We start from the raw sequence: 13,862 nt of genomic DNA on the forward strand, positions 1-13,862 counted from the left end.
TCTTCATGGGGGTGGGTCTCCTTGTCTCCTGGTCAGGAGATGCGTTCGGCGAACCTCCGCCGGTACGCGTCGACGACGACGGCGATCATGATCACGCCCCCAGTGATCATGAGGCGCTGGAAATCGGACACCCCGAGCAGGAGGAGTCCGTTGGTGAGCACGCCGAGCAGGCAGGCGCCCAGGAACGTTCCGATCATCGAGCCGCGCCCGCCGCTGAGGCTGGCGCCGCCGATCACGACGGCGGCGATGGCGTTCAGCTCGTAGCCCTGGCCGAGGATCGGGCTGGCGATGTTGAGCCGCGCCATGTAGGTGAGCGCGGCGATGCCGACGGTGAAGCCCGCGATCACGAACGCGAGCACCTTGATGACCCCGGTGCGGTGCCCCGACAGGCGCACGGCCTCCTCGTTGTCGCCGGTGGCGTAGACGAGGCGCCCGAAGACGGTACGGGTCAGGACGAACCAGCCGATGACGGCCAGGATCAGCGCGACCCAGAAGACCGCCGGGATCCACAGGATCGTGAGCGTCCCGAAGTCGTTGAACTGCTGGGGCAGGTCGTAGATGGTCTTGGCGTCGGTGAACTCCTGCGCGGCGCCGCGCGCCACGTACAGCATGCCGAGCGTGATGATGAAGGACGGCACCTTCCAGCGCTCGGTGACCGCACCGTTGACGAGCCCGCACGCCGCGCCGATGGCGACGCTCGCCAGCAGGGCGAGCAAAATCGCCACCGACGTCGGCAGGCCGCTCTCGGTCATCACCGTGCCGGCGACCACCGCGCACAGCGCCAGCACCGAGCCGACCGACAGGTCGATCCCGCCGACCAGGATCACGAACGTCATCCCCACCGCGAGGATCGCGTTGAGCGTGATCTGGGTCATGATGTTGCGCAGGTTCTGCGTGGTGGCGAAGTCGTCGGCGGTGATCGCGAAGACGAGTGTCAGCGCGACCAGCGCGATGCCGATGCCGGCCTCACCCATGATCTGCCGGGCGAGGCGCGGGGTCCGCGCGGTGGGCTTCGGCGTGACCGCCGAGGCGGCGGCGTCGGTCATGGCCGCTCAGCCTCCTTTCCGTGGAGGAATCCGGAGTAGGCCAGGGTGAGGATGTGCTCGGCGTCGAAATCGGATCTCGGGACGTCGGCGACCACCCGGCCGCGGGAGAAGACGAGGATGCGGTCGCAGACGCCCATCAGCTCGGGCAGGTCCGACGACACGACCAGCAGGCCCTTGCCCTCGTCGGCCAGGTCCATGAGCAGGCGGTGGATCTCGTAGCGGGCCCCCACGTCGATGCCGCGGGTGGGCTCGTCGATGATCAGGACGTCCGTCCCGGCCTGGAGCCAGCGGGCGAGCACGACCTTCTGCTGGTTGCCGCCCGACAGGGTGCGGACCGCCTGCCGGACGCCGGACGATCCGATCCGCAGCCGCCCGGCCATCCGCTCGGCCGCCCGGGTCTCGGCCCCGGCGCGCAGCAGGCCCGCCCGGGCGACCGCGCCCAGGCTCGCGAGGCTGATGTTGGCACTGATCGGCAGGCCGAGCGCCAGCCCCTGGGCCTTGCGGTCCTCGGTGAGCAGCCCGATCCCGTGCGCGACGGCGTGCCGGGGATGGCGGATGCGCACCGGGCGTCCCCGTACCGTGATCCGGCCGCCGTCGGACCGGTCGGCGGCGAACAGCGCCCGCATGGCCTCGCTGCGCCCGGCGCCGACGAGCCCGGCCACGCCGACGATCTCGCCGGAGCGGACCGCGAACGAGACGCCGGACGCGGCGCCGCGCACCCGCAGGTCCTCGACCCGCAGCAGCTCCTCGCCGGGCTCGGCCGGTTCCCGGACCGGGAACTCCTGGTCCAGGTCGCGGCCGACCATCAGCCGGACCAGCTCCGGCGGCGGGGCGTCGCGCAGCGGCCTGGTCGCCACGTGCCTGCCGTTGCGCAGCACGGTCACCCGGTCGCCGATCTCGTACAGCTCCTCCAGGTGGTGGGAGATGTAGACGACCGCGACGCCGCGGCCGGTGAGCCGGCGCAGGATCTCAAAGAGCCGCCCGCTCTCCCTGCTGGTCAGAGTGGCCGTCGGCTCGTCCAGGACGAGCAGGCGCGCCTCCTGGGACAGGGCCTTGGCGATCTCGACGAGCTGCACCTGCGCGATGCCCAGCCGCTCCACCCGGGTGCCGGGCGGCACGTCGAGGCCGACCTCGTCGAGCAGGGCGCGGCACCGCCGGTCCAGGCGGCGGCGGTCCACCACGCCGAAGCGGTGCGGAAGCCGCTGGAGGAAGAGGTTCTCGGCCACCGTGAGCCCGGGGATCGGCGTCAGCTCCTGGTGGACGACCTGGATCCCGGCGCGCAGCGCGGCGGCGGCGTTCGCGGGGTCGTGGCGCCTGCCGGCGAACGTCATCGTCCCGGAGTCGGGCCGTTCGACGCCGGTCAGGCATTTGACCAGGGTCGACTTCCCGGCGCCGTTCTCCCCGACCAGGACGTGGACCTCCCCGGGCAGGACATCCAGGTCGACGCCGTCCAGTGCCGTGACGCCGGGGTAGCGCTTGACCAGCCCCGAGGCCGTCAGAAGCGCGTCCATGCGCACCTTCTTTCGCTTTCCGTGCGGTGGCGGGACCGGCGGAGCGCTCAGCTCTGCCCGGCCGCGGTGATCAGCTTGATCTGGGTCTTCTGCCAGCCGGTGATGGTCTCGCCCTTGATCATCCGCATGGCGTAGTCGATGCCCATGGCGGCCTGGGCCGAGCCGAACTGGTCGACGGTGGCCACGACGCTCCCGTCCTTGACGCCCGCCTGGATCGCCGGGATGTTGTCGAACGAGGCGACCTTGATCGCGCCGGCCTTGTGGGCGTCCTGGATCGCCTTGAGCACCCCGAGCGCCATCGCGTCGTTCGCCGCCATCACCCCCTGGACGTCCGGGTGCGCGGTGAGCATGTTGCCCATGACGGTGTGCGCCTCGTCGGTCTCCCAGTGGGCGGTCTTGGCGTCCAGCAGCTTGAGGTCGCCCTGCGCGATGGCGTCCTTGAAGCCCTGGGCGCGCTGCTCGGCGTTGGCGGCGCCCGGGTTGCCGTCCAGCATCACGACCTTGCCGCCGCGGCCGAGCTTCTTGGCGAGTTCGGCCCCCGACTGCCGGGCGCCCTCGCGGTTGTCCGGGCCGACGAAGGGCACCTGCGCCCCCGCGCCCTTGAGCGCGGCGTCATCGAGCTTGACGTCGATGTTGACGACCTTCACCCCGGCGGACATGGCCCGCTTGAGCGGCGCGATGAGCGCCCGGGAGTCGGCGGGGGCGATCACGATCGCCGACACGCGCTGGGTCACGCACTTCTCCACGGCCGCGACCTGGCCGTCGATGTCGGTCTCGTTCTGCGTGCCGACCGCCTGGAGCTTCAGGTCGCCCCGCTTGGCGGCGTGCGCGATGGCTCCGTCGCGCATGCCCTGGAAGAAGTCGTTGGCCAGCGACTTCATCACCAGGCACACCTCCGGCTTGCCGGACTTGGGCGCCGCGTTGCCCGAGCCGCCGCCCTCCTGCCCGCAGGCCGCGGCGGTCAGGGCGACGGCGGTCAGGCCGATGAGGAATGCTCGTCCTGCCATGGGTTCTGCTCCTTACTGGGGGTGGGTGCGAACGGGACGCCTGCGCGCAGGACGACGTTCGCGTAGGGGGTTGCCTCGCCCGTGCGGACGACCGCGCGGGCCTGTGCGACCATGCGTTTGAGCCGCTCGTGCGGAACCCGGGACACCGGGGCCGCCGCCAGCGCGCGGTCCAGCCCCGCCAGGAGGCCGGGGTCGGCGGCCTCTTCGGCGATCACCGCCGCCTCGACCACGAACTCGTCCAGGACCGCTCGCAGGACGGGCAGGAGACCCGGCTCGCCGCGCCGCCACACCAGGTCGACCGTCTCCACTCCGCGCGGTACCGGCAGCCCGGGATCGGCGACGACCACGAGATCGGTATGGCCCGCGGCCGTGAGGATCTCCAGGAGGCGCGGGTGCCACAGTCCGCCGGGGCGCATCGTCATCGCCTCCCGGCCGGATCGCCCGCGAGCAGGGCGTCCACCTCGGCCTCGCGGGGAAGCGCGTCATGGGCTCCGCGCCGGGTCGTGGCCAGGGCTCCCGCGGCGCACCCGCGCCGCGCGGCCTCGCGCAGCGGCCGCCCGGCCGCCACCGCGATGGTCAGCGCGGCGCAGAAGGCGTCGCCGGCGCCCACCGCGTCGATCGCGGCCACCGGGAACGCGGGTATCCGGAACGTTCCAGCTGGATCGGCACCCACGGCGCCGTCCGCGCCGAGGGTCACCACGACCCGGTCCGGCCCGAGCCGCCGCAGCGCCGCGGCGACGGCCGCCCAGTCCGCATCGGCGCCGAAGGCCGGGGAGCCGTGCAGCGCCTGGTGCAGCGTCGCCGCCTCGACCTCGTTGACGATCAGAACGTCCACCAGCTCCAGCAGCCGCGTCATCGACGCGTCCACCGCCTGCGGCGAAGGGGCCGCGTTCAGCACCACCAGCAGGCCCAGCCGCCGCGCCTCGGCGGCCGCGGCCACGCAGGCGTCCACCGGGATCTCCAGCTGCAGCAGCAGCGCCGACTCCGCGCCGCCGCCCGCCACCGCCCGTCCGGCGCTCGGGCCGAGGGCCCGGTTGGCGCCGGGCGCGACGGCGATCGCGTTCTCCCCGTCCGGCCGGACCATGATCATCGCTAGCCCGGTCGCCGCTCCGGCGGCGACCTCCACGCCGGTCACGTCGACCCCTTCGCGGTCCATGGCCTCGCGCAGTTCCGCGCCGAAGTCGTCATCGCCCACCGAGCCGACCATGCGGACGGCCGCCCCGAGACGCCGCGCGGCGACGGCCTGGTTCGCGCCCTTCCCGCCGGGGATCCGCGCCGCGTCGCCGCCCAGCACCGTCTCGCCGCACTCGGGCAGGCGCGGCACGGTGACCGTCAGGTCCATGTTGACGCTGCCCACCACCAGCAGGCGCACCGCTTCACCCATGATCCGGACTCCCCGCCGCCTCGATCCCGTGGTCGCCGCCCGCCGGGTCGGCGCAACCGCACGACCCGCGCGCCACCAGCCGCGTCGCCAGCACGACCCGCTCGGGCGCCGTGCCCTCCGTCCGCGCGCCCCCGGAATCGCGTCCGGCCAGGAGCATCTCCACGACCGTCCGGCCGAGCTCCTCGAACGGCTGGCGCATCGTGCTGAGGGACGGGACCGTGTAGGCGGACGGGGCGACGCCGTCGAAGGAGAACACCGCCAGGTCGTCCGGGACGGCCACCCCGAGCTCGGCGGCCGCCCTCAGCACCCCGATGGCCTGCTCATCGCTCGTCACGAACAGGGCGTCGACGCCGGGGCCTGACTCCAGCAGCCTTCGACCCGCCCGGTAGGCCTCCGCGCGCCCGAAGGGAGCGTGCGCCACCGGCATCGCCGCCGGGTCGAAGCCGGCCTCGGCCAGCGCCAGCCGCCAGCCGTTCACCCGGTCCAGCGTCGGGTGCATGCCGTCGGGCCCGGCCACGCACCCGATCCGGGTCCGGCCGTGGGCGATCAGGTGCCGCACCGCCTCCGCGGCGCCGCCCTCGTTGTCGACCAGGATCTGCACGGCGTCCGTGCCCTCGATCTCCCGGTCCACCACCAGGCAGGGGATGCGGGCGCGCTCCAGCTCGGCCCGCCACGCGCCCGGACCGTGGCACGGAATGAGGATCAGGCCGTCCACCTGCCGGTCCAGCAGCGTGCGGACCTGGGCGACCTCGCGCTCCTCGTCGTCCCTGGCGTTGGCCAGCAGCAGCGTGTGACCGCGCTCGAACGCCACGTCCTCGATCTCCCGCGCCAGCTCGGCGAAGAAGGGGTTGGCGTTATCGGGCACGACCAGGCCGATCGTCGTCGTCCGGCTGTTGCGCAGCGACCGGGCCACCGCGTTCGGCCGGTAGTCGAGCTCGGCGATGGCGGCGAGCACCCGCTCCCGGGTCGAGGGCGCGACATTGCGGGGCCCGTCATTGAGGACGTAACTCACCACGGCTTCTGACGTGCCGGCTCGACGCGCGACATCACGGCGGGTGACCATGGGCTCCCTTGTTCAACTCGTGTTGGCAACTCGTGTAGATGGGATCTTGCGCCCGCCCCTCCGGAGGTGTCAACACCCGATCCCCGATGACCGAATCCGGCCGCAAGCCGTGCCGGCACTTCGGCTATACGCCCGGGTGCGGATGGCGCGCTGGGGCATGACGGTGGTGGCTCAGTAGGGTGTGCTGGCTGGTGGCCACGTGAAGGGCGAGGTGAGCGCGGGTGAGCACGCCATCCCAGTCGGCTGCGGGCTCGGGTCTGCGGCGATGGATGTTGCAGGGGCTGCACCGGCCTGGACGCAAGCCCGGTCCGCACCAGGAGGAAGTACCGCACCAGCAGCACCGGTGGTGGCAGGTCATGTGCCTCACCGGCGTCGACTACTTCTCCACCCTGGGCTACCAGCCGGGCATCGCCGCGCTGGCGGCCGGGGCGCTCAGCCCGATCGCGACGCTGCTGCTGGTGGCGCTGACCCTGTTCGGGGCACTGCCGGTCTACCGTTCGGTGGCCGGGCAGAGCCCGCACGGGCTGGGCTCCCTGTCGATGCTGGAGCGCCTGCTGCCCGGGTGGCGCGGCAAGCTGCTGGTGCTGTTCCTGCTCGGCTTCGTCGCCACCGCGTTCATCGTGACGATCACCCTGTCGGCCGCGGACGCCACCGCCCACCTGCTGCACAACCCGTTCGTCCCGGACGGGCTCTCCGGCTGGCAGATCCCCCTCACGCTGGCGCTGATCGCCGCGCTCGGCGCGGTCTTCCTGATGGGCTTCAGCGAGGCGATCTCGATCGCCGTCGTGCTGGTCGCGGTGTATCTGGCGCTGAACGTCGTGGTGGTCGCGACGGCGCTCGGCAAGGTGACGGCCGATCCGGGGCTCATCACCGACTGGAAGAACGTGCTGAACGCCGACCACTCCAACCCGATCGCGATGGTCGCGGTGTCGCTGTTCGTGATGCCGAAGCTCGCGCTGGGGCTCTCGGGGTTCGAGACGGGCGTGGCCGTCATGCCGCTGGTCAAGGGCGGGCTGGACGCGCGGATCCGGGGCGCCCGCAAGCTGCTGACCACGGCGGCGATCATCATGAGCGTCTTCCTGATCACCTCCAGCTTCGCCACCACCGTGCTGATCCCGGAGAAGGAGTTCGAGACCGGCGGGAAGGCGAACGGGCGGGCGCTGGCCTACCTCGCGCACGAGTACCTCGGCGACTGGTTCGGCACCGCCTACGACGTGAGCACCATCGCGATCCTGTGGTTCGCCGGCGCCTCCGCCATGGCGGGCCTGATCAACATCGTGCCGCGGTACCTGCCCCGGTACGGGATGGCGCCGGACTGGGTCCGCGCCACCCGTCCCATGGTCCTGATCTTCATCGGTGTCTCGTTCGTGATCACGTTGCTGTTCCGGGCGGAGGTCGAGACGCAGGGCGGCGCGTACGCGACGGGAGTGCTGGCGCTGATCCTGTCGGCGGCGGTCGCGGCGGCACTGGCGGCGTGGAGACGGGGCCGCCGCCGCGCCGGCGCCGGGTTCGGCGTGGTCGCGCTGATCCTCGTCTACGCGACGGTGGCCAACATCATCGAGCGCCCGGACGGGCTGGTGATCGCGGTCCTGTTCAGCGTCGCGATCGTCGTCACGTCGCTGATCTCCCGCGCGACGCGGTCCACCGAGCTGCGCGTCACCGAGGTCGGGTTCGATGAGGAGGCGCGGCGGTTCGTCCGCGAGGCCGGTGATCTGCGGATCATCGCCAACGAGCCTGACGCGCGCGACCGGGCGGAGTACGCCGACAAGGCACTGGAGGCGTGGGAGCTGCACCGCCTGGGCGGCGGGGAGGGGCTGCTCTTCCTTGAGATGACGGTGTCGGACGCCTCGGAGTTCGAGTCCGCGCTGCGGGTGACGGGCGAGGAGCGGCACGGGCACCGGATCCTGCGGGCCGAGAGCCCGAGCATCGCCAACGCGATCGCGGCCGTCCTGCTGCACATCCGGGACGAGACGGGCAAGCAGCCGCACGTCTACTTCCACTGGGCCGAGGGCAACCCGATCGGCGCGCTGCTGCGCTACCTGGTCTTCGGTGGCGGCGACATCCCGCCGCTGACCCGCGAGATCCTGCGCCAAGCCGAACCGGACATCGACAGCCGGCCCGTCGTGCATGTCGGGTGACTGCGCGTCGGGGTCATGGCCACGGTAGGTGGGCGGCGAGACGGAAGGTGCCGTCGCACGGGCCGTGCTCAAGGGTGCCGCCGTCGAGGGACAGGCGCTCGGCCAGGCCGGCCAGACCGGCCCCCGCGCCGGGGATGGCGCTGGACCGGGGTTCGGCCGGCAGCGGGTTGACCACGGTGATGTCGAGCCCCGCGCCCGGCGCTCCGCCGACGCGCACCGTCACCTGGGCATGGGGCGCGTGCTTGCGGGCGTTGGTCAGCCCTTCCTGGACGACCCGGTAGGCGGTGCGCTGCACCCGCGGGTGGGGTTCCCTGCCTTCGCACGTGTCACCGGGCTCGAACACGACCTGCTGACCGGCCGCGCGGGCCTCCCGCACCAGCCCGGCGATCCCGGCCAAGCTGGGCCGTGACGGCGAGGACGCGCCTATGCGTCCGCCGGTGTCGGCGGTGCGCAGGACCTCCAGCACCTCGCCGAGCTCGTCCAGGGCCAGGTGGGCGTTGCCGTGGATGACGTCGACCGCCTCCTTGATCTCGGCGGCCTTCAGCGGCGGTCCCTCGCCGGTCTCGGCCTGCGCCGTCCGGTAGCTCAGCGCGCCGGCGTGCATCGTCAGCAGGGAGATGCGGTGGGCGAGCACGTCGTGCATCTCCCGGGCGATCCGCTCGCGCTCGGCCCGCTCCGCGTCGGCGACCCGGAGCGCGTGCTCGAACCGCTGCCGTTCGACCTCCCGGCGTGCCCCGAGGGAGAGCTCGCGTCTGGCGCGTGCGGCCATGCCCCAGCTGAGGGGAACGGTGAACATCACGACGAGCCAGGCCGCGTTCTGCGCCCCGCTCTCCCCGTGCGGCGGCAGGAAGAGGCCCAACGGGACGGCCACCAGCAGGTGGAGCCCGGCGATGAGCGCCGCGAGCGGCCAGTCGCGGTGCACGGCCACCGTGAGGACCGCGACGATCGCGGCGCCGGTCGCGCTGGGCGCCACCGCGAGCAGGGGGACCAGGTACCAGGCGAGTGCCAGCGGGTAGCGTCGTCGCGACCACAGTGCCAGGCACCCGACGGCGCCGAGCGACAGGTCGGCCATCCGCGTCCAGCCGGGCAGGTCCTCCAGCAGGCGGTGCGGGGCGGGGTCCTTGGCGGCCCACAGCCAGACCGCCCCGCCGAACAGGACCAGGTCCACCAGCCAGTCCCGTAAGGTCCGGCGTTGCGGCCCGTGACCGTCGAGCGACGCCAGCCGTCCGGGGAGCATCCAGCGCGGCGCCGCCGGGAGCCCGGCGGCGTCGGTCATCGTGGACATGCGCCGAGTCTAGGGACGGCGGTCGCCCCGGGCCCCTGGCCGATCGGCCAGGCTTCGCCTCCGACCGGCCATGATCGGCGGGCCAGGAGACCAGGGCGGGTGGCCGGGCGGCCGATGCCGCCGGCCCGCTGCCGGTGGTGCGCTTGATCTCATGAACGAGACTCGGCGATCGGCGTCCCTGCGGCATCCCGTCCTCGGCGCCGGTGTGGTGCTGGCCCTGGTGCTGGACGGGCTGATGACGAGCGCGGCGGCGCGAGGGCGCGAAGACGCGATGATCACGATCCAGGGCGAGTCACCGGCCCGGACCAACATCCCGACAGGGTCCGACCCGAGGGCCTCGGGCGGTGCGTATCTGAACCTGTCCACCCCCCGGACGCCGCCACGGGGAGGTTGGTACGCCACTTACAAGGTCAACGCGCCGGCTGCCGGCGCCTACCGCGTGGAGACCGTGTCGACCTCCCCGGTGGAGCAGGACGAGGAAGTGGAGGACTGCGGCTCGTACTTCAACCTGTCGGTCAACGGAGCCCGGTTCGCGCAGGTCGCCCGATCGCAGCCGCAATGGGTGGGCTCCCCGCACGCCTGGGGCGGCCTGTACCGGCTGCGGCTGGACGACGTGGAACTGCGGCGCGGCACCAACACCATCACGTTCATGGTCGATGAGCCGGTGCCGGTGTCGACGTCGGTGCTGCACCGTCTCCTGCTGGACGCCTTCACGCTGACGCCGACGGACGTCGCCCTGTCCGGCGTGCACCTGGTGCCGCAGGACCGATCTCCGTCCAGCACTACGCACGGCCCTGCGGACAACCTGGGCATCTACCGGGAGGGCGAGCGGGCGAGCCTGAGCTTCCGCCTCAACGCCCGCGCCCCTGCCGCCCGGCCGGTCCGGTATGAGATCAGCGACTACTTCGGCGCCAAGGCCGGCTCCGGAACCGCGACCGTGCCCGCGGGCGGTACGGCGGTGACGGTACCGCCGCCGCCGAGCCTGCCGCCCGGCAACTTCCGGGTGACCGCGTCGCTGGGCGGCACCCCGGTGGTCGGCCACTTCGCGCACCTGCCGCGGCGGCGTCCCGTCACCGGGGCGGCCAACCGATTCGGGGTGAACGTGTGGGCGTTCACGATCGTGCCGCCGTCGCGGCTCGGCGCCCTGCTGACGGCTATGCGGGAGATGGGAGCCGGATATGTGCGCGACGGCGACTCCTGGTCGGCCACCGTACCCGCCCGCGGCAGGTACGTGAGGACCCCGTACGACCGTCTCACCCGGGCGTTCCACGCCCATGGCCTCAAGTCGCTGGAGACCATCACCGAACCGCCCGGCTGGGCGACGACGCCCGCGTCCCTGCCCTTGCCGGTCGACCTGAGGGACGCGCACGCGTTCGCCCGGCATCTGGCGGGCAAGGCGGGCGCCACCAGGTCCGACGCCGTGCACGTGTCGAACGAACCGGAGGCGGACGAGACCGCGAGCACCGGCGACCAGCAGGCCGCCTACGTCAAGGCCACCGCGCTGGGCGTCGCCGACGGCCCAGGGCGGCCGTTCACGGTGCTCCCGAGCTTCTACGAATCGGCCCACTTCCAGGATCTGATGCTGCAGAACCAGGTCGTCGGCTACGCCGACTATTGGGCCATGCACGGCTACCCCAACGAATACCCGGATCCCGTCAACCCGCGGTTCCCCGTTGAGGAGGTCGAGAAGCATCACGGGCTGCGGCGCCTGTACGGCGCCCGGACCCCGCTGTGGATGTCCGAAGGCGGGACGTTCCTGCGGTCGTCGCCAGACGGCCTCAGCCGGACGAGCCAGACCACCCAGGCGCGCTATCTGGTCCGGTCGACCGTGGGGGCCCTGGCCACCGGAACCGCCAAGCACTTCTGGTTCTCCGGATCCCCGATCGGTTACCTGAACGATGGGGGCGAATATTTCGGGATGCTCAGCCCCGGCTTCCAACCCTGGCCCTCCTACAGCGCGCACGCCGCCATGGCCTCGATCCTGGGCGAGGCGAACTTCGTCGCACCGCTTCGGGGAGTGCCGGGCAATGTCACCGGCCATGTCTTCGCCGCCCACGGCAAGACCGTCACCGTGCTGTGGGCGGACAAGCCCACCCAGGTGGACGTGCCGACGCCCGGTCACAAGGTCGACGTCTACGACATCATGGGCGCGCACAAGGGCACGACCACGACCACCGGGCGCGGAACCGTGCGCCTGACGGTCTCGTCCGACCCTGTCTACCTGGCCTCCGACGCCCCGGCTCCGGCCTCCGCCGCTATCCGGGGCAAGGACGTGCGCCGCGCCAAGCCGTCCGTCGCCGAGCACATCGTTCTCAACCAGCGGTTCGCCGCGCGCAACGCCGCCCCGAACAAGAACAGTCACGGAGAGAACCGGCCGCCCTACGGCTACCGGCTCGACCCCACGACCCCGATGACATTGGACGTCTACAACTTCAACGACACCCCGCAGACCGTGACCGTCTCCGGCCGCGCCTACGGCGGCTGGTCCGCACGTCCGGCCACACGCACCACGGTGCGCGTCCCCGCCAACGGACGGGTGGGCGTGCCCTTCACCATCGCGTCCAGCAGGACGATCCCGCGAGGCGTGGACTACCCACTGGTCTTCGAAGCCGGCCTCGGCGGCCGCGCCGCTTCGCCCTCGGTCTCCCGCATCCAGCTCCCCGCGCCGGGCGAACCGGGTGCGCAGATTCCGCTGGCACCGTCCATCGCCAACCTCTCGCCTTCCGATGGAACCACCGTCACCGGCCCCCGGGTGAACGTGACCGCCGACATCACCGACGCCCTGTCGGGTATCGACGCCGCCCGGCTCACCCTCGAAGTGGACGGCCGTCCGGTGCCGACCCGCTTCGATCCGGCCACCGGACGGCTGACGGCGGCCCCGCACCTGACGCCGGGCCGGCACCGGATCTGGGTCCGCGCGATCAACAAGGCGCACGCACCCGCGCAGGCGTCGGCCACCGTGACCGTGCGCCGTTGAACCGGTAGAACCGCACGCCGTCGGCCTGGACGCGGGTCGTCCAGGCCGAGCCGTAGGAGAACGCCAGGTCGGCTTGGAGGGCGGCCCGGCGGTCAGGACCCGCCGGCGGCGGCCCGCAGGCCACGACCCGTCCCTTGGCGAGCACGCGCGCCAGCGCCACCCGTGCCTGCTCCCCGCCCGACAGCGAGGCGAAGGGCCTGGCGGCGAACGCGGCCACGCCGGTGCCGTGCATGGCCCGTTCGGCCTGTCGCTCGGCGACCAGGTGTCCCGCCGCGTCCCGGAACTGCCGATCAGCTTCACCGCGCACACCGCCGGCTACCCGTGGGCCCTGCCCGCCGCCGCTCTGCCCCCGGCCGCGTCCGCGTGCGCCTTCGACGCCACCGTGAGCACGATCCTCCGCGTCCCCCTGCCGGCCCTGCTGCTCCCCGCCGACCTGGCCGAGAGGCCGGGCCTCAGCCGGAGGCCGGTGGGTACCGGCTCAGGCGCGTCCAAGGCCAGGTGATCAGCGCCCAGCCGAGCAGGATGATCGCGATCTCGGCCAGCACGTACCACGGCCAGGGGCCCAGCAGATCCAGCACCGAACCGGTGCTGGGCTTGTCGTTGAGGTAGCCGTAGTTGGTATCGGCGATCAGGTTGAAGACGAACGTGGCGACGGCCCACGCCGCGGTGGCGGCGACCGCGAACCGGTAGCCGCCCCAGTCCGGCCGCATCCCCAGCCCCCAGGTCAGGTACACCGCGGCCCACACGATCATCAGGTGCGGCCCGAAGAAGCCCAGGTAGTCGATGTCGGGGTAGTCCGTACCGTTCAGCGCGGGCGTGAGCAGGCCCTGCAACGACAGGGTGAGCCCCCAGTAGTACATCAAGGCGAACCCGCGCGGGCCGAGCGTCCACAGCGCGCCGATCGCGGCCAGCCAGGCCACGTCGCACAGCTGAAGCGGCAGCGACCCGCCGATGCGCCACTGCCCGGGCAGCAGCGTGTGCACCTGAGTGCCGATCACCACGTACACGATCGCCAGCGCGTACGCCTTGCCGAAGCCCCTCGCCTGGGCGCCGACCCTCTCACCCGGCTCCGATGCCGCCCGCTGCGCGCGGCCGAGCATCACCAGCCCGGCGCATCCGGCCGCGAACAGCCCCAGCGCCGCCCAGTGCGACGGCCCGAACGCGGCGAATCGACCGGCGGTCAGCACCATCCGGTGATGCTAGTGGCTCGTCACTGAACCTTGATGGGTTATTGATCTCGGTGGGTGATCAAGCCGGCCTTGTCCCTGAACCGGTTTCAGGAGGTGGTCGTGGCGAGGAGGCCCGAGGTGTTCGTGCGTGCGTCGTCGATGGAAGAGGGCCGCCGTCTGCAGAAGATCACCAGGACGGCGAAAGACCCGGTAAAGCTGCGGCGGGCGATCGTGGTCATGATGTCCGCCCAGGGCCGGGCGGCCTCCTCGATCAAGACGTTG

The 13,862-nt window shown here is 72.4% G+C and carries 13 protein-coding genes; 4 read left to right on the forward strand and 9 right to left on the reverse strand.

Annotation, left to right across the window (positions count from 1 at the left end; all coding sequences use genetic code 11):
* Positions 1-32: 32 nt before the first annotated feature.
* The 6 genes from E1298_RS33805 to E1298_RS33830 are packed head-to-tail and all read right to left on the reverse strand — an operon-like array spanning position 33 to position 6,011.
* A complete protein-coding gene (locus E1298_RS33805) occupies positions 33-1,046 on the reverse strand; it encodes an ABC transporter permease (protein WP_131900587.1) in 1,014 nt (337 codons plus the stop codon).
* Positions 1,043-2,557, reverse strand: a complete 1,515-nt coding sequence (locus tag E1298_RS33810; protein WP_131900589.1) for a sugar ABC transporter ATP-binding protein — start codon at positions 2,555-2,557, stop codon at positions 1,043-1,045. Before E1298_RS33810 ends, E1298_RS33805 begins: the two co-directional genes overlap by 4 nt.
* A 47-nt stretch (positions 2,558-2,604) precedes the next feature.
* The gene (locus E1298_RS33815; RefSeq protein ID WP_131900591.1) at positions 2,605-3,564 is read right to left on the reverse strand and encodes a sugar ABC transporter substrate-binding protein; all 960 of its coding nucleotides are present in this window, start codon (positions 3,562-3,564) and stop codon (positions 2,605-2,607) included.
* Positions 3,534-3,986 carry a D-ribose pyranase gene (gene rbsD / locus E1298_RS33820; RefSeq protein ID WP_207944990.1) on the reverse strand — a complete coding sequence of 151 codons (453 nt, stop codon included), beginning with the start codon at positions 3,984-3,986 and terminating at the stop codon, positions 3,534-3,536. The genes E1298_RS33815 and rbsD overlap by 31 nt, the downstream gene beginning before the upstream one ends.
* Positions 3,983-4,948: a ribokinase gene (locus E1298_RS33825; RefSeq protein ID WP_131900593.1), complete on the reverse strand. Its 966-nt coding sequence runs from the start codon at positions 4,946-4,948 to the stop codon at positions 3,983-3,985. The genes rbsD and E1298_RS33825 overlap by 4 nt, the downstream gene beginning before the upstream one ends.
* On the reverse strand, positions 4,941-6,011 hold the full coding sequence (locus tag E1298_RS33830) for a LacI family DNA-binding transcriptional regulator (protein WP_131900595.1): 1,071 nt from the start codon (positions 6,009-6,011) through the stop codon (positions 4,941-4,943). Before E1298_RS33830 ends, E1298_RS33825 begins: the two co-directional genes overlap by 8 nt.
* Before the next feature lie 221 nt (positions 6,012-6,232).
* Between E1298_RS33830 and E1298_RS33835 the strand changes: the two genes are divergently transcribed.
* On the forward strand, positions 6,233-8,149 hold the full coding sequence (locus E1298_RS33835; protein WP_243725971.1) for an APC family permease: 1,917 nt from the start codon (positions 6,233-6,235) through the stop codon (positions 8,147-8,149).
* Positions 8,150-8,162: 13 nt separating this feature from the next.
* On the opposite strand, the gene E1298_RS33840 is transcribed toward E1298_RS33835, so the two are convergent.
* The gene (locus tag E1298_RS33840) at positions 8,163-9,434 is read right to left on the reverse strand and encodes a sensor histidine kinase (RefSeq protein ID WP_243725972.1); all 1,272 of its coding nucleotides are present in this window, start codon (positions 9,432-9,434) and stop codon (positions 8,163-8,165) included.
* A 151-nt stretch (positions 9,435-9,585) separates the two neighbouring features.
* On the opposite strand from E1298_RS33840, the gene E1298_RS33845 reads away from it, so the two are divergent.
* Positions 9,586-12,411: a COG1470 family protein gene (locus tag E1298_RS33845; RefSeq protein ID WP_131900597.1), complete on the forward strand. Its 2,826-nt coding sequence runs from the start codon at positions 9,586-9,588 to the stop codon at positions 12,409-12,411.
* On the opposite strand, the gene E1298_RS51955 is transcribed toward E1298_RS33845, so the two are convergent.
* The gene (locus E1298_RS51955; protein ID WP_424923180.1) at positions 12,356-12,643 is read right to left on the reverse strand and encodes a hypothetical protein; all 288 of its coding nucleotides are present in this window, start codon (positions 12,641-12,643) and stop codon (positions 12,356-12,358) included. The two genes, E1298_RS33845 and E1298_RS51955, sit on opposite strands and share 56 nt — an antisense overlap.
* Here E1298_RS51955 and E1298_RS33855 point away from each other — a divergent pair.
* Positions 12,638-12,913 (forward strand): hypothetical protein, encoded by a 276-nt coding sequence (locus E1298_RS33855; protein WP_131900599.1) that lies wholly within the window; start codon positions 12,638-12,640, stop codon positions 12,911-12,913. The two genes, E1298_RS51955 and E1298_RS33855, sit on opposite strands and share 6 nt — an antisense overlap.
* Here the strand turns inward: E1298_RS33855 and E1298_RS33860 are convergent.
* Positions 12,864-13,601 carry a YwaF family protein gene (locus E1298_RS33860; RefSeq protein ID WP_131900601.1) on the reverse strand — a complete coding sequence of 246 codons (738 nt, stop codon included), beginning with the start codon at positions 13,599-13,601 and terminating at the stop codon, positions 12,864-12,866. The two genes, E1298_RS33855 and E1298_RS33860, sit on opposite strands and share 50 nt — an antisense overlap.
* Positions 13,602-13,655: 54 nt before the next feature.
* Here E1298_RS33860 and E1298_RS33865 point away from each other — a divergent pair.
* Positions 13,656-13,862, forward strand: a 207-nt coding sequence (locus E1298_RS33865) for a hypothetical protein (RefSeq protein WP_424923181.1), incomplete at its 3' end; no start/stop codon positions are given.

Origin of the sequence: Actinomadura rubrisoli (genome assembly GCF_004349215.1) — a bacterium.
Classification (GTDB): Bacteria; Actinomycetota; Actinomycetes; order Streptosporangiales; family Streptosporangiaceae; genus Spirillospora; species Spirillospora rubrisoli.

Bases quoted from the DNA above. Each gene is read 5' to 3' on its own strand.
- E1298_RS33810 (WP_131900589.1), bottom strand. From the start codon at position 2,557: ATGGACGCGCTTCTGACGGCCTCGGGGCTGGTCAAGCGCTACCCCGGC.
- E1298_RS33860 (WP_131900601.1), bottom strand. From the start codon at position 13,601: ATGGTGCTGACCGCCGGTCGATTCGCCGCGTTCGGGCCGTCGCACTGG.
- E1298_RS33830 (WP_131900595.1), bottom strand. From the start codon at position 6,011: ATGGTCACCCGCCGTGATGTCGCGCGTCGAGCCGGCACGTCAGAAGCC.
- E1298_RS51955 (WP_424923180.1), bottom strand. From the start codon at position 12,643: ATGCACGGCACCGGCGTGGCCGCGTTCGCCGCCAGGCCCTTCGCCTCG.
- E1298_RS33845 (WP_131900597.1), top strand. From the start codon at position 9,586: ATGAACGAGACTCGGCGATCGGCGTCCCTGCGGCATCCCGTCCTCGGC.
- rbsD (WP_207944990.1), bottom strand. From the start codon at position 3,986: ATGACGATGCGCCCCGGCGGACTGTGGCACCCGCGCCTCCTGGAGATC.
- E1298_RS33805 (WP_131900587.1), bottom strand. From the start codon at position 1,046: ATGACCGACGCCGCCGCCTCGGCGGTCACGCCGAAGCCCACCGCGCGG.
- E1298_RS33840 (WP_243725972.1), bottom strand. From the start codon at position 9,434: ATGTCCACGATGACCGACGCCGCCGGGCTCCCGGCGGCGCCGCGCTGG.
- E1298_RS33825 (WP_131900593.1), bottom strand. From the start codon at position 4,948: ATGGGTGAAGCGGTGCGCCTGCTGGTGGTGGGCAGCGTCAACATGGAC.
- E1298_RS33815 (WP_131900591.1), bottom strand. From the start codon at position 3,564: ATGGCAGGACGAGCATTCCTCATCGGCCTGACCGCCGTCGCCCTGACC.